Raw genomic sequence first — 21473 nt, 5'->3', positions numbered from 1 at the left:
CGAAGAGGTTTCATAAACCATGAGCACTGAACATTGAGAAGGAGACAGGCCATGATGAACAAAGAAGTGTTGATGATTACGGGGATTGAGGGTGCGGGGAATCTTGCCGCGGCGATCGGCGAGCAGTTGGATCTACATGTGGAGGTTGCAGCTACGCGCAAGGCCGCACTGACTTCGTTGAAGCATGGAGAGTTCGGGGTCGTGATTGTTGAAGAGAATATGGCGGCCATGGATCCGGATTGGGCCAATCATGTCTGGGCTCATGCGGGACAGGCGATTCCTTTGGAGATCAACTTTGCGATCTCCGGGGTCTCTCGGCTGACGCGTGAGGTTCGGAGTGCATTGGACCGGATGAAGCGGGAGCAGTTGCTGGCGCGGCGAAGCGTGGCACTGGAGATGGAGAACGATCTGAAGGTGACGGTGACCGGGATGCTGCTGCAGTCGGAGCTGGCGTTGCGGGAGCCGGCTGTGTCACCGACGCTGGAGCCGAAGCTGCGGCGTCTGGTCGAACTGGCGGGGGTTATGCGTGAGCGTCTTCGAGTATCGGCAGCGTAACCTTCGTGCCGGAGCTCGACTTCCGGTGTAGGCTGGCGGCAGAGCGGTCAGCTTACATTGGAGGCGGAGCGGGATGACTTGTACGCATATGGAAGGGCTGGGGCCGGTGACGCGGTCGGGTAAGGGCTGTGTGGAGTGCCTGGAGCAGGGGATGCGGTGGGTGCATCTGCGGGAGTGCCTGGTGTGCGGGCATGTGGGGTGTTGCGACTCGTCCGTGGGGAAGCACGCGACGAAGCACTTCAAGGGGACGGGGCATCCGGTGATGAAGAGCATCGAGCCGGGGGAGCGGTGGGGCTGGTGCTATGTCGATCAGGCGATGGTGGATGTTTAGCCGGCGAGCGCGGCTGGTTTGGTATGCTTGCGACATTGGAGATAGTTGACTATGGCTGATGAGTTGTTGAGCGGTTCTGAGGGTACGTCCGGTTCCTTGCCGACGGTGAAGATTACAGTTCGACCGAATGGTCCGTTTCGCGTTGAAGGGCCGTTTCAGTTGGTGGATGTAGAAGGCAAAGAGTGGGACATTGCGGGGCGGGCGATCGTTTCGCTCTGCCGCTGCGGGTTGAGCACGAAGCGGCCATTCTGCGACGGAACGCACGGCAAGGAAGGCTGGAAGTGCGATGCCAGCCCGGTTCCGGTTGAGCCGGTCGCGCAGGGATAGATTCTTCACGATAGATACTCGCCTCCGCTGATCCAAAGCGGGGGCGAGTTTGCAGTTCTTTGATCTTTATTCTTGGCGTGAGGGTTTCGGCATGACGGTTCGTGTTGCTTCGGTTGCTGGTTGGTTGAGCCTGGTTGCGGTGAGTTCGTTTTCGATTGCGCAGGCTCCTGCGAAGCCCTCGTTGCAGAGCTATGTGGGGCTCTACAAGGTGTCGGCTGACGCTGGGGGGACGCTTTCCATCTACATGGACGGGGCGCACCTGTATGAAGAGACCGAGCATGATCCGAAGCATGAGCTTACGCTGGGCGCTGGGGTCGACAGCCTTCAGGTTGAAGACGCGCCGCTGAAGATGGTCTTTGCGCGGGACGGGAAGGGCAACGTCACGAGCTTCAAGGCGGTGCGGACGGATAACTCGTCCACGCTGTTTTCCGGCACGCGGATGAGCCAGGAGGCGACTCGGCTAAACCTTCCGGTGGGGTATGAGAAGATCGGCGTGATGATCCCGATGCGGGACGGGGTGAAGCTGCACGCCGTGGTGATCAAGCCGAAGGATTCAAGCACAGCGGTGCCGTTCCTGATGCAGCGGACGCCGTATGGCGTCGACCATTACAGTGTCGATTCTGTGTACAAGTCGAAGCCGGAGCTGGCGGCGAGCGGGTACATCTTTGTGTTTGAAGATATCCGCGGACGATATGGATCTGAAGGGCAGTTTGTGATGAACCGGCCGATCGTCAATCACGTCAACAAGACGGATGTGGATGAGACGACGGATACGCGGGATACGATCGACTGGCTGCTGAAGAATGAGAGTGGGAACAATGGGGCCGTCGGAGTGTATGGGGTTTCTTACCCCGGCTTCCTGGCGATGATGGCTGGGATCGACGCGCATCCGGCGGTGAAGGCGATCTCGCCCCAGGCGCCGATGACGGACGTCTGGATGGGCGATGACTTCTTCCATAATGGTGCGTTCCGGCAGACGTATGGGTTCGACTATGTGCAGCAACTGGAGGCGCAGAAGACGGACGCGCGTGTGGAGTCCAAGGGCGATACCTACGACTACTTCCTGAAGCATGTGAACTTTGCAGGTGCGGCCAAGGATGCGGGCATGGAGAAGCTTCCGACGGCGGTCAAGTTTCTGAATGAGCCGAGCTATACGAAGTTCTGGAAGGATATGGGGGTGGAGTACCACCTGACCAAGGTGGAGGTTCCGACGCTGGAGGTTGGCGGGTACTGGGACCAGGAGGATATGTGGGGCACGCAGGAGGAGTACGCGAAGCTGCATGCGCAGGATAAGGATCACAAGGTCTTCATGGTGCTTGGACCGTGGAACCATGGTGGATGGGGTGGGCCTGGGAATGAACTCGGTGGGAACTTTGGGAAGCTGGAGTTCGGCGAGCCGACCGGTGACGAGTATCGCAAGACGATCGAGGCACCGTTCTTTGAGAAGTATCTGAAAGGCAAGGACGGCTACGACCTGATGGGCGTCGCGAGCTTCCGGACAGGGATCAACAAGTGGGAGCGGTATGAGGCGTGGCCGCCTCCTTCCGGGTTCAAGCCGGCGAAGGTGTTCCTGCAGGCGGATGGTGGGTTGGCTACGGACGCTCCGCAGGCTCCTAAGGACGATGCTGCCGCTGCGAAGAAGAAGGGTCTGATGGACAAGATCCCATTCAAGAAGCCTTCTGCTCCTCCCATCCCGAAACCGGGTGCGCCTGCCAAGCAGATGGTGGTTGGGACGTATGTGGCTGATCCGGCTAACCCGATTCCGTATCGGAATCGTCCGATTCAGGCGACGTATGGCGATGGTTCGAAGTGGCGGACGTGGCTGGTTGAGGATCAGAAGTTTGTGGATGCGCGGAAGGACGTTGCGGAGTTCCAGGGGGCTCCTCTGGCGCAGGACTTTACGGTGACCGGGGATGTGATGGCCGATCTGTTTGCTTCTACGACAGGGACGGACGCGGACTGGATTGTGAAGCTGATCGATGTGTCGCCTGAAGGCGTGCAGACGATGATTGTGGATGAGATCTTCCGTGGGCGGTACAAGGAGAGCTTCGAGACGGCCCATGCCATCCCGGCTAACAAGGTGGTGGAGTACAAGTGGTCGCTGCATGGGGCGGACCATACCTTTCTTAAGGGACACCGGATCATGGTGGAGGTGCAGTCGAGCTGGTTCCCGTTGTACGACCGCAACCCGCAGACGTTTGTGGCGAACATCATGAGCGCTCCGGCTGAGGCTTACCAGAAGCAGACGGTGAAGATCATGAGCGGTAGCCATCTGGAGTTCCTGACTACGGAGTAAGGCCTTTGTCGATCAAGACGGTTAGTTCGCGGGAGGTCTACCGCAATGCCTGGACGCGGGTTCGCGAAGATGTGATCGAGCGGGCGAATGGGGTGCGGGGGATCTATGGGGTCGTGGATAAGGACCCCGCCTGCATCGTCATTCCGCTGGAGCGGACGGCGGAGGGAGAGTTTGTGACGCTGGTGGAGCAGTACCGGTACACGGTGCTGCGGCGGGCGTTCGAGTTTCCGCAGGGTGGGTGGGAGACTGCGGATGTGGTGGCTGAGGAGCTTGCGCGGGGTGAGCTGCGGGAGGAGACGGGGCTGATCGCGGAGAGGATGACGGAGCTTGCGGCGTTGCAGATTGCTTACGGCGTTCTGAATCAGCGGCAGCATGTTTTTCTGGCTGAGGGGCTCACCCAGGGGGAGGCTGAACTGGAGCCGGAGGAGCATGACCTGACCGTACACCGTGTGAGTGTAAGGGAGTTCGAGGAGATGCTGCTGGATGGGCGCGTGGTGGATAACTGCACGGCTTCAGCGTGGGGCGTTTACCTGGTTTGGCGTGGTCGGCAGCGTGGGTGATCTGGCTGCTACGTTTGGGGAATTCCCTGTGTCGCTTCGACGACTCTAGACTTTGCTCATGAAGGGCTACAAACAGTTTCTGAATGAGCTGCTGCGGGATGAGACGGGCCAGGATCTGATCGAGTATGCGTTGGTTGCGGGGCTGATTGGGTTGGGGGCCGTGGTCTCGTTTGGAGGCTTCGAGAACAAGGTCCGGGGTGCGTTTAATTCGATTGGGAACCAGCTTACCAATGCGATTTAGGTGTGGGCGGGTGTTCCTCGTGGGCTGATGTTCGGCTGGTATTCTGCTGGCTATGGGATTCTCTGATGAATTGGCTGGGCTATATGCCAGGGACCTCGCGAGGCTGCGGGCGCAGGTTGAACTTTTTCCGAATGACGAGGCTGTGTGGGTGGTGCTGCCGGGGGTGGTGAATCCGGCGGGGACCCTGGTGTTGCACCTTGAAGGGAACCTGCGGGAGTATGTGGGGAGGGTGCTGGGTGGGATTGCGTATGTGAGGGATCGGCCGGTGGAGTTCAGCGCTCGGGGGGTGAGTCAGCGCGAACTGGCGGGGCGGATTGCTGAGGTGGAAGGGATGATTCCGGGGGTTGTGGCGGGATTGTCTTCAGAGGTGATGGAAGGGGCCTATCCGGGGGAGGGGAACGGGGAGGTCACCAGCACGCAGAGGTTTCTGACCCATATGTACGGACACCTGGGATGGCATCTGGGGCAGATCGATTATCTGCGACGGATGCTGGCGGGTGGAGAGAGCAAGGCGTAACGAGGATAAGAAGAATAAAAGCGGGATAAGAAACAAATGTTTAGGTTTGTTTCTTATCCCGCTTTTATTTATTTCTATCAGTGCATTTATTAGTTGATGGTTTTCATTGAAGTTTAGCGCGCAATAGGCTGGTTCGCTCGATGTTAGTTTATGGTTTTCATTCGTCTACTCATGAAGTCCATGAGGAGGTAGTTGCCGAGGGTCTCCGGAGTGGTGAAGTAGGCTTTGCCGCGGCACATCTGGGAGACCTGCTGGACGAACTGGACTAGTTGGAAGTCAGACGCGAGCATGAAGGTGTTGATCATGATGTTGCTGCGCTTGCAACGGCTTACTTCCTGCAGGGTTTCCTCGATGACGAGGGGGTCGAGGCCGAAGGCGTTTTTGTAGATGCGGCCGTCCGGGAGGGTGAGGGCGGAGGGCTTGCCGTCGGTGATCATGACGATCTGCTTCATGTCCTTGTTGCTGCGCTGGAGGACGCGCTGGGCTACGCGGAGGCCTTCACGGGTGTTGGTGTAGTGGGGGCCGACCTTGACGCGGGGGAGTTGGCCGATGGGGATGTGTTCCGCGGAATCATGGAAGAGGACCAGGTCGATGGTGTCGCCGGGGTACTGAGTGCGGATGAGGTGGCTGAGGGCCATGGCGACACGCTTAGCCGGGGTGAAACGATCTTCGCCGTAGAGGATCATGGAGTGGGAGCAGTCGAGCAGGACGACGGTGGCGCAGGAGGACTGGAAGTCTGCCTGCTGGACTTGTAAGTCCGAATACTCCAAGTTCAATTTTCCGCCGTGCTGGTTGAAGTCGGTGCCCTCGCGTGCGAAGACGTTGGAGAGGGTGGCGGTGATGTCGAGGTTGAGGGAGTCGCCGAACTCGTACGGCTTGGAGGAGCCGTTGGTTTCGACGCCGGCGGCCTCGTAGCGGGTGTCGTGGCGGCCTATGCTGGATTTGCCCAGGGGGCCTAAGAGCTCGCGCAGGGCTTTGTAGCCGAGGAAGTCCATGCCCTTGTCGGTGACTTCAAAGCGGGCGGACTCGCCGTCGCCGCCCTCTTCGCCCTGGCCCTGCTGGGGCTGCTCGGCGTTGATGAAGTTTTGTTCCTGCATCTTCTGGATGATGTTGTCGATGAGGTCTTCGACCTGGTCCTCGTCGAGGGCTTCGTATTTTTCCTGGGTCTCGTCGTCGAAGAGGTCGCCGGACTCGAGGGCCTGGCGGATGGCCTCGCGGAGGTTGTCCATGGTCTGCTCGCCGTCGAGGGCCTGGAAGCGGGACATGGGATCGTTGAAGCCGGAGTCCAGGAGGAAGTCAGAGAGGGCCTGCATGAGGTCTTCGAGACCGAATGAGGAGGAGAGATCGCCGGTGAACTTTGTGTAGCGTGTGCGCTTCATGTTTGGCCCTCTCGCTTCAGTTTAGACGAGGTGGGAGGGCGGAGGATTCATGAGGCTGGAAATGGGGGACTAAACCGGTGTTGACGGGTACCGAGCTTCGGGCTGGTCCGCTAAAAATGGATGACTAAGCCGGTGTTGACGGGTACCGCGCTTCGGGGCTGGTCCGCTAGAAGCTGGTCCGCTAGAAATGGATGACTAATCCTGTGTTGGCGGTGACTACGGTGGCGTTGTAGGTTTTGCCGTTGGTCGTGATGCCGGGGACGTTGAAGCCCTGGCCTACGCCGATCTCCACGATGCGCCAGTCGATGAAGGGGAGGATCGGATGGTCTACGCCGCCGAGGATCTCGTAGGCTGCGTACTGGTTGCCGAAGGTGCCGCCTACGGGTTGGTTGGTGCTGGGGTTGGTGGAGACGTTGGTGGTGCGGGTGTTGAGATAGCCGCCGGCTACTTCGATGTACGGCTTGAGGGAGATGACGTGGGGGTGGACGGCTAGCTGGAGGCCGACGAGGGCGGAGTCGACTCCGTTGGTGCCGGGGCGGGTTGAGCCGCGGAGGTCAACGTTCAGGGCGACGATGGGGAGGTGCAGGATGGGGAAGGTGATGCCGCCGCCGATGCCGGAGGACCAGTAGGAGGCGGTTTGCTCGGTGGTGCCGGTGGCGGTGGAGACGGCTCCGGTTTCAATGTTGGAGAGGTGGGCGGGGGAGAAGGTGACGTAGGCGGAGAGCTGGGCGTGGGCCGCCGGGGCCAGGAGCAGAAGGGATAGGAAGGTGAAATTGGGGCTGATCCGCATGGCTTGTCCTCTTTGAGAGGAATAACACGAGGGGAGGGGGGATGTTTCGTTGAGTGTCTGGGTAGGTGGTCGATTTCTACCGAAATCGATACCCCACCCTGTCGCAATACGACCGCGCCGAGGATGGGGCACCCGTTGGGCTGGGAGAGGGTTGTGGAACCCACGTCTCAGAATCGAGACGTGGGGCACCCTACTTTGTGGCTTTCTTCTTTGCGGCTTTCTTAGCGGGCTTTTCTTTCTTTTCGGCTGGTTTTGTTTTGCTTGCGGTGGGGACGCCCATCTTTTTCTCTGGGGCTATGAATTTCTTTTTGGGGTCTTTCAGGCGATCGGCTTCGGCGCGGATGCTTTCGGGTTGGGGGCCGGCGTTGGGGTTTGGGTTGAGCTTCGTGTTGGCGGGGAGGTGCTGGCGGAGGAAGTGGGCGGTGTGGGAGGCCTGGACGGTGGCTAGCTGCTCCGGGGTGCCGTGGCCTACGATGGTGCCGCCGAACTCGCCGCCTTCTGGGCCCAGGTCGAGGAGATAGTCGGCGTTGCGGATGATGTCGAGATTGTGCTCGATGATGATGACGGTGTTGCCGAGATCGGTCAAGCGATGCAACACGTCCAGGAGTCTTCTTACGTCGTCGAAGTGGAGGCCTGTGGTGGGCTCGTCGAGGAGGTAGAGGGTGCGGCCTGTCTGGCGCTTGGAGAGCTCGCGGGCGAGCTTCATGCGCTGGGCTTCACCGCCGGAGAGGGTGGTGGCGGACTGGCCTAGATGGATGTAGCCGAGGCCTACGTCGACGAGGGTCTGGAGCTTGATGGCTACGTTGGGGATGTCTTTGAGGATGGGGACTGCGTCGGCGATGCTGAGTTCCAAGAGGTCAGCGATGCTGTAGCCGTTGAATTTTACGGCGAGGGTTTCCTGATTGTAACGGCGACCGTTACATACCTCGCAGAGGACGTAGACGTCCGGGAGGAAGTTCATCTCGATGCGGCGCTGGCCTTCGCCCTGGCATGCCTCGCAGCGTCCGCCCTGGACGTTGAAGGAGAAACGGCCGGGCTTGTAGCCGCGCTCGCGTGACTCGGGGAGCATGGCGAAGAGGTCGCGGATGGCGGTGAAGACGCCTGTGTAGGTTGCGGGGTTGGAGCGGGGGGTGCGGCCGATGGGGGACTGGTCGATCTGGATGACCTTGTCGAGCTGGTCGATGCCGATGACCTTGCCGTGTTGGCCGGGTTCTTCGCGGGAGCCGTAGAGTTCCTTGGCGAGGGCGCGGTAGAGGATGTCGTTGACGAGGGAGGATTTTCCGGAGCCGCTGACTCCGGTGACGACGGTCATGACGCCGATGGGAAAGTGGGCGGTGACGTTGCGGAGGTTGTGCGAGCGGGCATCTTCTACGGTGATCCAGCGGCCTGTCAGGGGGCGTGGGCTCATGTCTTCGGTGGTCGTTCCGTCTTCCGCTGTGATGATTCTGGCGGGGCGGGTGACGATGGGGATCTTGCCGGCTAAATATTGGCCGGTGATGGACGCGGGATTGTCCATGACCTCTTGCGGGGTTCCGCTGGCCATGATGTGGCCGCCGTTTTTTCCGGCTGCGGGGCCTATGTCCAGGAGATAGTCTGCCTTGCGCATGGTGTCTTCGTCGTGCTCTACGACCAGGACGGTGTTGCCTAGATCGCGCAAGGCTTCTAATGCGGCTATGAGGCGCTGGTTGTCTCGCTGGTGGAGGCCGATGCTGGGTTCGTCGAGGACGTAGAGGACGCCGCGGAGGCGGGAGCCGATCTGGGTGGCGAGGCGGATGCGCTGGCCTTCGCCTCCGGAGAGGGTTGCGGCGCTGCGCTCCAGGGACAGGTAGCCCAGGCCTACTGCGTTGAGGAATTCGAGGCGCTCTATGATCTCGCGCTGGAGGCGGTCGGCGATGATGCGCTCTCGGCCGGAGAAGTGCATGGTGCGGGCGGCGGTGAGGGCTCGTTCCAGGGAGAGGGCGGTGAAGTCGGCTATGGAGACGGGGTGGGCTCCGTTGGAGGTAGGTGCTACTCCATCCCACGTCCCAGAATCGGGACGTGGGGCACCCAGATTTGTGTCTGATTTGGATTGTTGGGCACCCGGAGTTGTGCCCAGGGTCATGGGGACGGTTACGGCGAGGGATTCGGGACGGAGGCGGCGGCCTTTGCAGCGGGGGCAGACGGTCGCGGACATGTACTGCATCATGTACTCGCGGTAGCCTTCGGACTTGGTCTCTTCGAGGTTGGAGCGGAGGTAGGCGAAGATGCCGTGGAAGCCGGTGCGGGAGGACTCGCCGACGGGTGGGCCGTAGAGGAGGAGGTTGCGATGAGGCTCGGTGAGGGCCTGGAAGGGCTGCTTGAGGTTGATCTTGTATTTGTCTGCAGCGAGCTTGATGAGGCGGAGGAGGTACTGGGAGCCGGAGCCGGGGCCCATGGCTCCGTCGAGCAGGGGCTTGGACCAGTCGGTGATGGTCTTGGCGGGGTCGAAGTCATAGATGCTGCCGAGGCCGTGGCACTCGGGGCATGCGCCGTAGTTGGAGTTGAAGGAAAAGCTGCGGGGCTCGAGGCGGGGGACGTTGATGCCGCAGTCCGGGCAGGCCATGGAGGAGGAGTAGAGGGTTTCTTCGACCTGTCTTGTGTGAGGGTCTTGCAGGCCTATTAAGACGAGGCCGTTTGCCATGCTGAGGGCTTTTTGGACGCTGGCTTCCAGGCGCTTGGTGTCGTATTTGGGGGTGGGAGGGACGCCGGCCAGGGTGGCGTTGACGTTGGGGGCGTCGGTGGAAACCCAGGTCCCAGAATCGGGACCTGGGGCACCCGGCGGTGTCGCTGGGAGAGGTTTGAGGATGATGCGGTCTACGATGGCTTCGATGGTGTGGTTTTTGCGCTTTTCGAGGCGCATGCCCTCGGTGAGCTCGGTCATTTCGCCGTCGATGCGGGCGCGGAAGCCTTGCTGGTCCAGGGCTTCGAGTTCCTCGCGGAACTCGCCTTTACGGCCGCGGACGATGGGGGCCATGACGGTGATGCGCTCGCCGGGGTTGAGGGCGGCGATGCGTTCGACGATCTGCTCGGCTGACTGGCGGGAGATGGGGCGGGCGCAGTTGGGGCAGTGCGGTTGGCCTACGGAGGCGTAGAGGAGGCGGAGGTAGTCGTAGATCTCGGTGATGGTGCCGACGGTGGAGCGGGGGGAGCGTGAGGTGGTTTTCTGCTCGATGGAGATGGCGGGGGAGAGGCCGTCGATGGCGTCTACGTCGGGGCGTTCCATCTGGTCGAGGAACTGGCGGGCGTAGGCCGACAGGGTTTCGACGTAGCGGCGCTGGCCTTCGGCGTAGATGGTGTCGAAGGCGAGGGAGGACTTGCCGGAGCCGGAGAGGCCGGTGACGACCGTCAGGGTGTTGCGGGGGATGGAGACGGAGACGTTTTTGAGGTTGTGCTGGCGGGCTCCGCGCACGGTGATGTGAGTGATGCCTTTGAACGTGCGGGCCGGCTTGGGGGCGATTTCTGGTGAGACTGGAGTAAGGCTCATAGGATGTGTCGGCCTGGATTGCGGCCAATGATTAGGATACGGTATTTCGGGCTGGGATTCAGGTTGGGAGGGGTATGGCTCGGGTGTGGGATGGCGGGGGCGACCGTTTGGGTGAGAATCTGAGTGAGCAACTTTGTCTGAAAATTCATTCGGGGGGGATGCACTTCGTTTGCGATAATGAAGGTGCTGCCGGAGACTGTGCGATGACGCGGGCCGGCGTGAGGATGTCTTGATTCTTTCGATAATGCTTGTGTGCGCGGTGGTCGCTTCCCTGGCAATGGGTGTGCTGGTGGCGTATGGGATCTGTCTGATGATGTTCGGGCTGTTCCGGATTCATGCGCGGCAGGTTGCGGGGCGAGTTGTGGCGGGGAAACTTAAAACCGTCGGGAATTAGTTCGGGAGCCAGAAAGCGAACCACAGAGGGCACAGAGGTGAAAGAGAGCACAGAGGGGTTCTGTGTTCTCTCTTATTTTCTTTGTGTCCTCTGTGGTTTGCTTCTCTTTAGTTAGGCGCGGCCGGAGAATTCGCCGGTTTCGGTGGTTACCTTTACTTTTTCTCCCTCTTTGATGAAGAGTGGGACCTTGATTTCGAGGCCGGTTTCCAGCTTGGCGAACTTGGTGACGCTGCCGCTGGAGGAGTCGCCGCGGACTGCGGGTTCGGTGTGGGCTATGTCCAGCTCTACGAAGATGGGGAGCTGCAGGCCGATGGGGTTGCCGTTGTACTTGTGGAGCTGGAGCATGGCTCCTTCGATGAGGAAGTCGAGTGCGTTGCCCATCATGTCCTTGTTGAGGGTGAGGGTCTCGAAGGATTCCTGGTCGAGGAAGTGGGAGCCTTCTCCGTCGGAGTAGAGGTAGGAGGCGGGGACGAGGACGAGGTCTGGCTCCTTGAACTTGTCGCCGGCCTTGAAGGTTTTTTCGAAGACGGCGTTGGTGAGGAGATTGCGCATCTTGAGGCGGACGAGGGTCTGACCGCCGCGGGCGGTGGGGGAGCTGATGTCGGAGTCAAGGCAGGCGTAAGGGGCGTTCTCGTACTCGAACATGAACTTGCGCTTGATGTTGATTGCTTCAAGGAGTGCGGCCATGAGTTCCTCTGGATCTTTGTGGCAGGCTGGGTGCGGCCTGGTTTCGGTTTGGATCAAGTATAAGGGAGTGGTTGGCTGGAGATAAGGGCGCGATGGCACCACAGCAGGGATTGCTGCGACGGGTACGGCAGATGCAGGCGAAGGCTGTGTCACGGGTCATGCTGCGGGTGGCTGGGAATGGGCTTGGGCGGCGGGTGGTGCAGGGGCTGGGGCGGTCGCGGGTGGTGGAGCGGGTGATGGTGGGGTATCGGCGAGGGTTTTCGTCGATGGCTGAGGCTGAGGCTTGCGCGGCACGGCTGGGGGTGGGTGGGCATACGCATCCGGATGCGATTCGGCAGCACTTGGAGCTGGGAGAGTCGATGCGGCCGAGCGATGGGCCGGCGGTGGAGCATCTGCGGCGGCTGCTGCCGGAGATTGGGCGGGTGGCGGATGTTGGGGGGAGTGCGGGGAATCTTTTCTATCTTTATTCCGGGCAGGTGGAGTTTCCGGAGGGGCTGGTGTGGACGGTTTATGACCTGCCGGAGACGGTGAAGGTGGGGCGGAGTTTGGCGTTCGACCGACGGGTCACGGGGCTGGAGTTTTGTACGGATTTGTTTGGCCCGGTGGAGGCAGATTTGATGCTGCTTTCGGGGTCGCTGCACTTTCTGGAGGCTTTGCCGCCGGAGATTATGGGGGGGTGGAAGAGGCGGCCGAAGTATGTGCTTGTGAACCGGTCGCCGGTGTCGGAGGAGGGTGGGGTTTATGGGTTGCAGGATCAGTGGACCTGGATGACGGCGGCTAAGGTGTTAAATCGGGGGGATTTGGTTGGGGGGATGGGGGCGGCCGGGTACGAGCTTGTGGATGAGTGGGGGGCGGCGGAGTTGCGGTTGATGTTGCCGATGAGGCCGCAGAGTTCGGCTGCGGGGTATTCGGGTTTTTTGTTTCGGTTGCGGTAGGGGTGGGGTGGAGGAGAGAGCCCGGGGCTAAAGCCCATTTTTGTTGTTGCCCTTTGACGGGGGACTAAAGTCCCCCTCTAATCCGAACGGCAACGGCAACGGCAAACGCAGATTCCCTTCGGGAATGACAAACGAAGGGAATGACGGACAAAGGGAATGACGGACAAAGGGAATGACAAACGAAATAGTTGAGGGGGGTTATTGAGGGGGGGCGGTGGATTTTTGCTGCTGGAGCTTCATGAGCTGGTCGTAGATCTGCTGGGGGGTGCGGACGCCGGTGTCTGAGGAGGTTGAGGTGTCTGGTGGTGGCTGCTGGCCGGAGTTTTGTTGCTGCTGGGTGGCGGATTGGATATTGGTGGGGGGTGGCGGGGCGAAGGGCATTGGAGGGCGTTGCGGACGAGGCGGTGGGACGATGGCGTTTTCGTCCGCGTCGTCAGGATGGGAGGAGGCTGGGCTGGGTGGGGTGGGTCCGCCCTGGCGGGGGGTAAGGACGAGCTCCTGGGGGGCGTTGCCGGTGGGCTGGCGGAGGAGCATGTTGCTGCCGGTGCCGGTGAGGAGGGTGGCGAGGACGGTGGCGGGCTCGGCTGGTCCGTAGGTTCCGTAGACGCGCTCGTCCTGGACGCCGCCGGTGATCTTGAGGCCGGTCTGGCGGGAGATGTCGCGGAGGATCTGGTTGAGGCTGGAGTTGTCTGCGACGACGGAGAGCTGGCCGGCGGTCCAGGTGATGGTGGCTCGGCTGGCTGCGGGCGGGGCGGGTGGCTGGTAGGCCGGAGTGGGAGCGGGCTGGGGCGTGGTGGGCGGGGTCGCTGGAAGGGTGGACGGGTGCGGGGCGGGAGTCTGGGCTGCGGCGGCCAGGGGAAGGGCGAGTGCGAGGAGCAGGCGGGATGGGACGAGGCTCGGCATCTGGTTGCTATGGTACTTGGAAGTAGACTCAGGGCGTGGAGAAAGGTTGGTCGCGCCGGGGGGAGAGTGCGGTTGCGCTAAACTTGCGTCCTACAGAGTAGAGACTTGGCAGAGTGGAGAGAAGCGATGAAGCGATTTGCGGTTGGGTTGGGGATGGTTTTGAGTGCCGGGATGGCGATGGGGCAAAGTTGCGTTTCGCAATCGCAGATGAAGGTTGAGGAGAAGGATGCGCTGAAGTTAGCGGCGTACACGCTGGCGCTGGGGGTGCAGGCGAACGACGATGCCGGGGTGAAGGCGCAGACGGTTGCGGAGTATGCGAAGGACTTTGCGGGGGTGGCGGGGGTGATGAGCGATGCCTCTCCGAAGTTGAAGGGTGGGAAGGCGGCAGTGGAGCAGGTTTATGTGCTGGATGCCTCGCAGATGAAGGCTACGGGGGATGCACAGTTCTACTGCACGCTGAATGGTTCGACTGCTGAGGCGGACTTTACGATTCCGCAGTTGCCGGTGGGGCGGTATGGGTTTGCGATGGTGCGGTTCGACGGGGCTGAGCCCTGGCGAGTCTCGTTTTTGCTGCGGCAGGAGGCCGGTAAATGGCTGCTGGCGGGGATCTATCCGAAGCCTTTGAGCGCGGGTGGGCATGAGGGGCTTTGGTACTGGCAGCAGGCGAGGGAGTTCAGCGCCAAGAAGCAGCCCTGGGTGGCCTGGCTGTACGACCAGGAGGCCGAGGTGTTGTTGCAGCCGGCTCCGTTTGTTTCAAGCACGCACTTGGAGAAGCTGGCTGGGGAGCTGGCGAGTGCGGCTCCGCCAGAGGTCAAGGGTGGGGTGAGCGATGCGGCGAAGCTGGTGGTGAAGGGTGCGGATGGGGTGGAGTACCGGTTTACGAGTTTGGGCACGGACAACTCGCTGGGTAAGGAGAAGATCGACGTGGCGGCGCATCTGAAGGTGGATGCGCTGGGGGATGCGGCGGCGGCACGGAAGCGGAATCTGGATGCGATGGCGGCTCTGGTGACGGCGCATCCGGAGCTGAAGGGTGCGTTCCATGGGGTGTGGATCTTTGCGGATGCTCCGGGGCAGACGGCGTATGCGACCGAGGCTGCGATGGCGGAGATCAAGTAAAAGAGGCTTCTTTATAGAGAAAGCGGGAGACGGGGCGGGTGTTTTGTGGTGCTATGGTAAGAACGCCCGACCGGCAACGGCGAGGCGACCAGCCGTACGCTATGATTCCTTTGGCTGCGGCTGTAAGTAACTTCATCCTGTTGAATTGGAAGAGCGATTATGCCGAAGTCGGTTAAGAGTTTGAGCCAGGCGATCCAGGGCCGGCGAGCTACGCCCAGTTTTGATGAGGCGCCCATGCCGGAGGAGGACCTGCAGCAGATTTTGGATGCAGGGCTGCGAGCGCCGAGCGGCTACAACATGCAGCCGTGGCGGTTCATCGTCGTGCAATCGCCTGAAGGGAAGAAGAAGCTGCGGGCGGCGAGCTATAACCAGGCGAAGGTGGAAGAGGCTTCAGCGGTGATCGTGGCTTGCGGCGACGCGGATGGATGGCGCAAGGATCTGGACCTGATGCTGCAACTGGGGCGCGAGGGCGGGATGCCGGAGAGCTATGCGGCGCAGGCCAGGACCAGTGTTTCGGGGTATCTCTCAAGCTTTACGCCGGAGCAGATGAAGCTTTGGCTGACCAAGCATGTGATGCTGGCGTATACCTCCATGATGCTGATGGCGGAGGTGCTGGGGTACGATACGGCTCCGATGGAAGGGTTCGAGCAGGAGAAGGTGCATGAGGCGCTGCGGCTTCCGCTGAGCTATACGGTGGTGGCGCTGCTGGCGATCGGGACGTTGAAGGGCGTGGATAAGTTCGACGGTGGGCGCTTTGAGATGGCGCATACGGTATTTGGGGAAGAGTACGGACGGCCGCTGAAGTAAGGGAGATCGCTGCGCACGATGAAGGCATTTTTGTACGGGCTTTTGGCTTTGTGCGTGGTGGTGGGGGCTACGGCGGGACTGACCTTCTACTTCAATCCGTTGTGGGTGAACGATCTGCGGATCAGGAACCACATGTGGCGGCAGCATGTGCAGAGCAAGTACGTGCAGGTGGATGGGTATCGGGTTCATTATTATGAGGCGGTGACGCCGGACCGGCTGCTGCGGGCGGGGAGCCCGAAGGGCGGGGTGCCGCTGGTGCTGGTGCATGGGCTGGGGTCGCGGGGGGAGGACTGGTCTCCGATGATTCCTACGCTGGCGGCGTCAGGGTTCCATGTGTATGTGCCGGATCTGCTGGGGTATGGGCGGAGCGAGAGGCCGGATGTGGGCTACTCGGTGAGCCTGGAAGAGCAGACGGTTGTGGACTATATGAAGGTGATGGGGGTTCCGCGGGCGGATGTGGCTGGGTGGTCGATGGGTGGGTGGATTGCGATGAAGCTGACGCTGGATCATCCGGAGATGGTGGAGCGGCTGGTGGTATATGACTCGGCTGGGGTTTATTTTCCGCCGACGTTCGATGCCTCGCTGTTTACGCCGACGGATACGCCGGGGCTGATGAAGCTGAGTGCGATGCTGACTCCGCATCCGAAGCCGTTTCCGGGGTTTGTGGCTCGGGCGGCGATACGGAAGCTGCATGGGAGTGGGTGGGTGATCCGGCGGAGTGTTACGGCGATGACCTCGGGTAAGGATCTGCTGGACTTTCGGCTGCATGAGATTCATAAGCCGACGCTGATCGTGTGGGGGAGCGACGATAAGCTGATTCCGCTGAGCGCCGGCGAGGAGATGCATGATCGAATTGCGGGGTCGTCGCTGCTGGTGATTGGGGGGTGCGGGCACCTGGCACCGGGGGAGTGTACTCGTCCGGTGCTGCGGGGGACGCTGGCGTTTCTTCATGCGGACCCGCCGATGCGGGGCGGGCAGCGGGTTGTGCCGGGTGTGGCGGCCCATCCTTAGTTGCTCAAGCTACTCATCCGTAAGAGGGGTGCGGGGTTCGGTACGGCGGGTTAGACTGTAGGCGTCGGGGAGCCACGAACCGAAACTGCTCTTTTGAACATCTACTCACTACCATGCCCATCGCACTCGTCTTCTTCGTGCATTACGCTTACGCCATCCTGTTCCTGTGGGTGTTGGTGGAGCAGATGGGTGTGCCGATTCCTTCGATTCCGGTGCTGCTGATGGCGGGGACGCTTTCGGCTACGCATCGGGTGAGTGCGGTGGGTGCGCTGTTGATGGTGCTGCTGGCCTGTCTGGCGGCGGACTCGATCTGGTATGCGCTGGGGCGGCGGTTCGGGAACTCTGTGCTGCAACTGCTTTGCCGGTTCTCGTTTGAGGCTTCTACCTGTGTTTCAAAGACCGAGGGCTACTTTCATAAGCGCGGGGCGGTGACGCTGCTGTTTGCGAAGTTTGTGCCGGGACTTTCGACGGTGGCTGCGCCGATTGCGGGGCAGACGGGGATGCCGTATCCGCGATTCGTGCTGTACGACATGGGCGGATCGGTGATCTGGGCGTTGGCTTATCTGCTGGCGGGGCGGTTCTTTGGCGATGTGGCGCAGAAGAGCTCCAAGTTCTTTGGGATGCTGGGGCACTTTGCGGTCGTGATCTTTGTGCTGATGGTGTTCGGGATCATGCTGTACCGGTTGTGGAATCAGCGGAAGTTCCTGGCCAGTGTGCGGTCGCTGCGGCTGGAGCCTGCGGAGCTGTACAGCATGATCGAGATGGCGGAGGAGCAGGGGAATATTCCTCCGTTTATCGTCGATCTGCGGCATCCGCTGGATTATCTGCCGGACCCTCGGGTGCTGCCGGGTGCGGTGCGGGTGAGCCCGGCTGAGTTGACGGCACATCAGTCGCTGCTGCCTCGGGACCGGGATGTGATTTTGTACTGCACTTGTCCGTCGGAAGAGACGAGCGGCAAGGTGGCGTTGCAGTTGCACAAGTTTGGGATCAACCGGGTTCGGCCGCTGCTGGGCGGGTTTGAAGGGTGGCGGGACGGTGGGTATCCGCTGGTGGAGTATGTTCCTCCGGCTGCTGCTGCGGAGTTGACGAATCCGGTTACGGCGGCTCCTGTGGGTGCGGTGGCTTCTTAAGATATTCGAATCATTCCTGCATTCTTCTCAAGCGCTAAGGATGTGGGATTCAGACGGTTGTGAAAACCCATGTCTCAGAAGCGAGACATGGGGCACCCAGTTCGTGGCCGTTGAGGGTTATGAGCCCAGGTGGAAGATGACGGAGATGGTGGTTTCGACTTCTGTGGGATCTCCGTTGAGGAGGTAGGGCTTGTAATGGGCGGCGCTTACGGCTTCAAGGGCCGAGGAGCGGAGCATGGCGGGGCCGCTGGTGACTTGCAGGCCTACGATTTTGCCGGTCTTGTCAATGGTGGCGGTGAGGACGACGGTGCCTTCCTGGTGGGCGGCGCGGGCTATGGGTGGGTAGGTGGGGTGGATGGGGGTGAGGAGCATGCCGGAGGTAACGCCGGAGGAGAGGCGGACCTTTTGGGGTGAGGCGGCTTTGACTACGGTTGCGCCGCCACCGGAGATCGATGGGATGCCTGAGGCTATGCCGGTGGGGGTGCCCATGGTATTTGTGCTGCCGATGGGGGCGAGGGAGGGCTCGTCTGGTGGGATGCCGGGGATGATGTGTCCGTAGGAACGGGCGAGGAGGGCTGCGGGTTGGGCTGGTGATGGGGAGGAGGGGGTTGTGGAGGTGTGGGTGGCCTCGGCGGGTTTTACGGGGATTGGTTTGGGGATGGGGCGGGGCGGGTTGGCGAGGATGACGGTGGGGCCGGTCATCGCCATGGCGAGGGTGGCGGGGTGGAGGAGAGGAGCGATGAGGATGAGGGCCAGGATGGCAATCTGGGCGGCTATGGCGGCGGTGGTCGCCCATTTTTTTGTCTTGGAGATTTGGGTGGGGGCGGAGGAGAAGAGACTGTCGTCAAATAAAGTGCGATCTGGAAACATGGTGGTCCCTCGCTGATGGTGGAGTTTTTCGCAGCCCAGCGAGGAGTGCGGATGTTGGGTTAGACACCGGGGGTGAGGTGGGGGTTCCATTTGGAACCCGCGGAACCCACGTCCCAGAAGCGGGACATGGGGCACCCGGTTTCGTTCCGGTGCGGGAAGGCATCTCAGGGGTGTGACTCAGATGACTTCGGCCCCTTCCGTTTTACCCTTCGTGCGTGTTGCGCCGCGTGTGCTTTCGATCGATGTGCTGCGGGGATTGACGATTGCTTTGATGATCCTGGTGAACGATCCGGGGGATGCGGGGTGCGTTTATCCGCAGCTGCAACATGCGGAGTGGAACGGGTATACGGCGGCGGACCTGGTGTTTCCGAACTTTCTGTTTCTGGGTGGGGCTTCGCTGGTTTTTTCGTTGCAGGGAAGGATCGAACGGGGAGCGGATCGGTGGGAGTTGGCACGCGGGTTGGGGCGGCGCGGGGTGAACCTGATTGCGCTGAAGCTGGTACTGGCGATGCTGCCTTCGTTTCGGCTGAGGCGGATCAGAATCTTTGGGGTGCTGTTTCGGACGGCGGTCTGTTCGGTTGCGGGGGGACTGATTCTGCTGGGAACGTTGGAGATTCCGATGCTGGTGGGGATCGTGGGGGCGATGCTGACGGGGTACTACGGGGCGCTGCGGATTTCATTTGGGAGGATGAACGCGCCGCTGCTGGACCCGGAGAATAATCTGGCCGCGGCGCTGGACCGCAAGGTGGCGCACTTGCTGCATGGGGAGCTTCATACGGGTGCGCTGTATAACGTGACGCATGATCCGGAGGGGCTGCTGAGCTCGGTTCCGGCGGTGGGGACTACGCTGCTGGGGGCGGTGGCGGCGCTGGTGATGCGGCATCCGAGGCTTACGCAGGGGCAGAAGGTGGGAGTGCTGGCGGCGAGTGGGGTGGGGGCGCTGGGGGTGGGGAGTGTTTGGGGACGATCGTTTCCGGTGAACAAGAATCTCTGGACGAGCAGCTATGTGCTGGTGGCTGGAGGTTGGTCGCTGCTGGCGCTGGGGGGGATTTACTGGTGTCTGGATGTGCGGCGGCCTTCGGCGCGGACGCTGCGAGCGATCCGCCCGGCGCAGATCTTTGGGGCGAATGCGCTGGTGGCTTATGCGGTTTCGGTTGCGGGGCATAAGGTGGCTCGGACGGTGCATGTGCCTTGTGACGGGCATTCGGTTTCGTTGCGGACGTTTGCTTATCGGAGGGGGTTTGCGCGGGGTGGGTCTACTCGGCTGCGGTCGCTGGGGTTTGCGGTGGCTTATGCTGCGGTTTGCTTTCTGCCTAACCTGATTCTTTGGCGGCGGAAGGTGTTTGTGAAGATCTAGGGGCTGGTCCCATCGGGCCAGAGTATAGGGGAATGTGATAGATGTATTAGGTTTCGTTATGGACCTTCTTGGCCGTGGAGAAAAAGACTTACTACGGCTAAGAGAGAAAGACAGATCAAGGCAGGATGCTTGCAACGGTTGGGTGCTGACGGCAACGATGGCTGCGGCGACAACAACAGCATAGGCAAATACTGAGGTTCTGGCTTCGCCAGAATGACGATGCGTTTCAGGAGGAGATGGCGATGTTTGGATTGACGGATGAGCAGGAGTCTTTACGGCGGGAGGTTCGGTCGTTTGCGGCTAAGGAGGTTCTGCCCGGGCGCGAGGAGCGGGATGAGACGAGTGAGTTTCCGCATGGGATCGTGAAGAAGCTCGGGGAGATGGGGTTGATGGGAGTGATCTTTCCAGAGGAGCTGGGTGGGTCCGGGTTGGGGTATGTGGAGTATGTGCTGGCGATCGAAGAGCTCTCACGGGTGGATGGGAGTGTGGGGATTATTGTGGCTTCGCATAACTCGCTCTGCACGAATCACCTGATGCTGGCGGGAAATGAGGAGCAGAAGAAGCGGTGGGTGACGAAGCTTGCGACGGGTGAGTGGCTGGGGGCCTGGGGGTTGACGGAGCCGGGGTCGGGGAGCGATGCGGGGGGGATGCGGACTACTGCTGTTCGGCGAGGGGATGAGTGGGTGCTGAATGGGGGGAAGACGTTTATTACGAACGGGACCTATGCCAACTGTGCGCTGGTACTGGCGGTGACGGATAAGGAGAAGAAGACGCATGGGGGGATCTCGGCGTTCCTGGTGGAGCGGGGGACGAAGGGGTTCAGGGCAGGGAAGAAGGAGAACAAGCTGGGGTTGCGGGCGAGCGATACGGCGGAGCTGATCTTTGAGGATTGTGTGGTGCCGGCGGAGAACTTGGTGGGCGTGGAGGGTGCGGGCTTCAAGGATGCGATGCGGGTGCTGGATGGTGGGAGGATCTCGATTGCGGCGTTGAGCCTGGGGATTGCGCGTGGGGCGCTGGACGCGGCGATGAAGTATGCGACGGAGCGGCGGCAGTTTGGGAAGGCGATCAGCGAGTTCCAGGCGATCCAGTTCAAGCTGGCGACGATGGCGACGGAGCTGGACGCGGCGTGGCTGTTGACGATGCGGGCGGCGAGGATGAAGGATGCGGGGGAGAATGTGACGTTGGAAAGCAGCATGGCGAAGCTGTATGCAAGCGAGGTGGCGTGCCGGATCTGCGATGAAGGTGTGCAGATTCACGGGGGGTACGGGTTCATCAAGGACTATCCGGCGGAGAAGTTTTATCGGGATGTGAAGCTGTGCACGATTGGGGAAGGGACGAGCGAGATACAGAGGATGGTGATCGCGCGGGAGTTGCTGAAACGGCTGTAGAGACGATAGACTTAGGGCTGGTTGACGTGGCTCCCGGTTGGTTTGGGTTGTCGACGGCTGGCCGACGCGGACAGATGGCAGAGCCCGGTTGAATGCACCTGACTCGAAATCAGACGTACCTTTACGGGTACCGGGGGTTCGAATCCCTCTCTGTCCGCCACTAAATCCCCTGTAATGAGTGACTTGAGAGCTATTTTCGAGGTTAGTCCGCTGTTGGGGGCTAAAACCACGTTAGCCGCTGCGTATGAATTTTCCGCGGATGCATTATTTTTTTGGGTGTTTTTTGTCGAGTGGGAACCTACACTGTTCGCTCATCGTCTCGGGCCGGATGCGATGCCTCTAAATCATTGAGCCGATTGGGGTACACATGGAGATGC

At 61.0% G+C, this 21473-nt stretch carries 21 protein-coding genes and 1 tRNA gene; 16 read left to right on the top strand and 6 right to left on the bottom strand.

What is annotated here, in order from left to right; all coding sequences use genetic code 11:
• Nucleotides 1-51 precede the first annotated feature (51 nt).
• The 7 genes from ACIX9_RS12390 to ACIX9_RS12360 all read left to right on the top strand — a co-directional run bounded on the left by ACIX9_RS12390 (nt 52) and on the right by ACIX9_RS12360 (nt 4827).
• Nucleotides 52-555, top strand: a complete 504-nt coding sequence (locus ACIX9_RS12390; RefSeq protein WP_013580834.1) for a hypothetical protein — start codon at nt 52-54, stop codon at nt 553-555.
• Nucleotides 556-628: 73 nt separating this feature from the next.
• Nucleotides 629-886 carry a ubiquitin carboxyl-terminal hydrolase 14 gene (locus ACIX9_RS12385; RefSeq protein WP_013580833.1) on the top strand — a complete coding sequence of 86 codons (258 nt, stop codon included), beginning with the start codon at nt 629-631 and terminating at the stop codon, nt 884-886.
• A gap of 51 nt (nt 887-937) precedes the next feature.
• Nucleotides 938-1213 carry a CDGSH iron-sulfur domain-containing protein gene (locus ACIX9_RS12380; RefSeq protein ID WP_013580832.1) on the top strand — a complete coding sequence of 92 codons (276 nt, stop codon included), beginning with the start codon at nt 938-940 and terminating at the stop codon, nt 1211-1213.
• A 91-nt stretch (nt 1214-1304) separates the two neighbouring features.
• A complete protein-coding gene (locus ACIX9_RS12375) occupies nt 1305-3509 on the top strand; it encodes a CocE/NonD family hydrolase (protein WP_013580831.1) in 2205 nt (734 codons plus the stop codon).
• A 5-nt stretch (nt 3510-3514) separates the two neighbouring features.
• The gene (locus tag ACIX9_RS12370) at nt 3515-4069 is read left to right on the top strand and encodes an NUDIX domain-containing protein (RefSeq protein WP_013580830.1); all 555 of its coding nucleotides are present in this window, start codon (nt 3515-3517) and stop codon (nt 4067-4069) included.
• Nucleotides 4070-4127: 58 nt separating this feature from the next.
• Entirely contained in the window at nt 4128-4310 is a 183-nt protein-coding gene (locus ACIX9_RS12365; RefSeq protein ID WP_013580829.1) for a Flp family type IVb pilin, read from the top strand.
• A gap of 52 nt (nt 4311-4362) precedes the next feature.
• Complete coding sequence (locus ACIX9_RS12360) at nt 4363-4827, top strand: DinB family protein (protein ID WP_013580828.1); 465 nt, start codon at nt 4363-4365, stop codon at nt 4825-4827.
• A gap of 143 nt (nt 4828-4970) precedes the next feature.
• Here the strand turns inward: ACIX9_RS12360 and ACIX9_RS12355 are convergent, their stop codons facing one another.
• The 3 genes from ACIX9_RS12355 to uvrA all read right to left on the bottom strand — a co-directional run bounded on the left by ACIX9_RS12355 (nt 4971) and on the right by uvrA (nt 10498).
• A complete protein-coding gene (locus ACIX9_RS12355; protein ID WP_013580827.1) occupies nt 4971-6206 on the bottom strand; it encodes a vWA domain-containing protein in 1236 nt (411 codons plus the stop codon).
• A 181-nt stretch (nt 6207-6387) separates the two neighbouring features.
• Nucleotides 6388-6996, bottom strand: a complete 609-nt coding sequence (locus ACIX9_RS12350) for a hypothetical protein (RefSeq protein WP_013580826.1) — start codon at nt 6994-6996, stop codon at nt 6388-6390.
• Between the two features lie 190 nt (nt 6997-7186).
• Complete coding sequence (gene uvrA / locus ACIX9_RS12345) at nt 7187-10498, bottom strand: excinuclease ABC subunit UvrA (RefSeq protein WP_013580825.1); 3312 nt, start codon at nt 10496-10498, stop codon at nt 7187-7189.
• Between the two features lie 259 nt (nt 10499-10757).
• On the opposite strand from uvrA, the gene ACIX9_RS27395 reads away from it, so the two are divergent.
• Nucleotides 10758-10892 carry a hypothetical protein gene (locus ACIX9_RS27395; protein WP_269744671.1) on the top strand — a complete coding sequence of 45 codons (135 nt, stop codon included), beginning with the start codon at nt 10758-10760 and terminating at the stop codon, nt 10890-10892.
• A gap of 111 nt (nt 10893-11003) precedes the next feature.
• On the opposite strand, the gene ACIX9_RS12340 is transcribed toward ACIX9_RS27395, so the two are convergent.
• The gene (locus ACIX9_RS12340) at nt 11004-11579 is read right to left on the bottom strand and encodes an elongation factor P (protein ID WP_013580823.1); all 576 of its coding nucleotides are present in this window, start codon (nt 11577-11579) and stop codon (nt 11004-11006) included.
• 92 nt (nt 11580-11671) lie between these two features.
• On the opposite strand from ACIX9_RS12340, the gene ACIX9_RS12335 reads away from it, so the two are divergent.
• Entirely contained in the window at nt 11672-12514 is an 843-nt protein-coding gene (locus tag ACIX9_RS12335) for a TIGR04325 family methyltransferase (protein ID WP_013580822.1), read from the top strand.
• 198 nt (nt 12515-12712) lie between these two features.
• On the opposite strand, the gene ACIX9_RS12330 is transcribed toward ACIX9_RS12335, so the two are convergent.
• Nucleotides 12713-13417: a hypothetical protein gene (locus tag ACIX9_RS12330; RefSeq protein WP_013580821.1), complete on the bottom strand. Its 705-nt coding sequence runs from the start codon at nt 13415-13417 to the stop codon at nt 12713-12715.
• Nucleotides 13418-13543: 126 nt separating this feature from the next.
• On the opposite strand from ACIX9_RS12330, the gene ACIX9_RS12325 reads away from it, so the two are divergent.
• The 4 genes from ACIX9_RS12325 (at nt 13544) to ACIX9_RS12310 (ending at nt 17481) form a co-directional block, all read left to right on the top strand.
• Nucleotides 13544-14533: a hypothetical protein gene (locus ACIX9_RS12325; protein ID WP_013580820.1), complete on the top strand. Its 990-nt coding sequence runs from the start codon at nt 13544-13546 to the stop codon at nt 14531-14533.
• 159 nt (nt 14534-14692) lie between these two features.
• Nucleotides 14693-15340, top strand: a complete 648-nt coding sequence (locus ACIX9_RS12320) for a nitroreductase family protein (RefSeq protein ID WP_013580819.1) — start codon at nt 14693-14695, stop codon at nt 15338-15340.
• A gap of 18 nt (nt 15341-15358) precedes the next feature.
• Nucleotides 15359-16351, top strand: a complete 993-nt coding sequence (locus tag ACIX9_RS12315; RefSeq protein WP_013580818.1) for an alpha/beta fold hydrolase — start codon at nt 15359-15361, stop codon at nt 16349-16351.
• 113 nt (nt 16352-16464) lie between these two features.
• The gene (locus ACIX9_RS12310) at nt 16465-17481 is read left to right on the top strand and encodes a VTT domain-containing protein (protein WP_013580817.1); all 1017 of its coding nucleotides are present in this window, start codon (nt 16465-16467) and stop codon (nt 17479-17481) included.
• Between the two features lie 117 nt (nt 17482-17598).
• On the opposite strand, the gene ACIX9_RS12305 is transcribed toward ACIX9_RS12310, so the two are convergent.
• Nucleotides 17599-18351 (bottom strand): energy transducer TonB, encoded by a 753-nt coding sequence (locus ACIX9_RS12305; protein ID WP_013580816.1) that lies wholly within the window; start codon nt 18349-18351, stop codon nt 17599-17601.
• A gap of 181 nt (nt 18352-18532) precedes the next feature.
• Here ACIX9_RS12305 and ACIX9_RS26455 point away from each other — a divergent pair, with 181 nt between their 5' ends.
• The 3 genes from ACIX9_RS26455 to ACIX9_RS12290 all read left to right on the top strand — a co-directional run bounded on the left by ACIX9_RS26455 (nt 18533) and on the right by ACIX9_RS12290 (nt 21256).
• Nucleotides 18533-19708 carry an acyltransferase family protein gene (locus ACIX9_RS26455; RefSeq protein ID WP_013580815.1) on the top strand — a complete coding sequence of 392 codons (1176 nt, stop codon included), beginning with the start codon at nt 18533-18535 and terminating at the stop codon, nt 19706-19708.
• Nucleotides 19709-19950: 242 nt separating this feature from the next.
• Nucleotides 19951-21096, top strand: coding sequence for an acyl-CoA dehydrogenase (locus tag ACIX9_RS12295; protein ID WP_013580814.1), 1146 nt, complete (start codon nt 19951-19953; stop codon nt 21094-21096).
• Nucleotides 21097-21164: 68 nt separating this feature from the next.
• Nucleotides 21165-21256: transfer RNA gene (locus ACIX9_RS12290), tRNA-Ser, on the top strand.
• The last annotated feature ends 217 nt before the right edge of the window (nt 21257-21473 follow it).

Source organism: Granulicella tundricola MP5ACTX9, assembly GCF_000178975.2.
Lineage (GTDB): Bacteria > Acidobacteriota > Terriglobia > Terriglobales > Acidobacteriaceae > Edaphobacter > Edaphobacter tundricola.
This window is presented reverse-complemented; position numbering and strand designations above follow the sequence as displayed.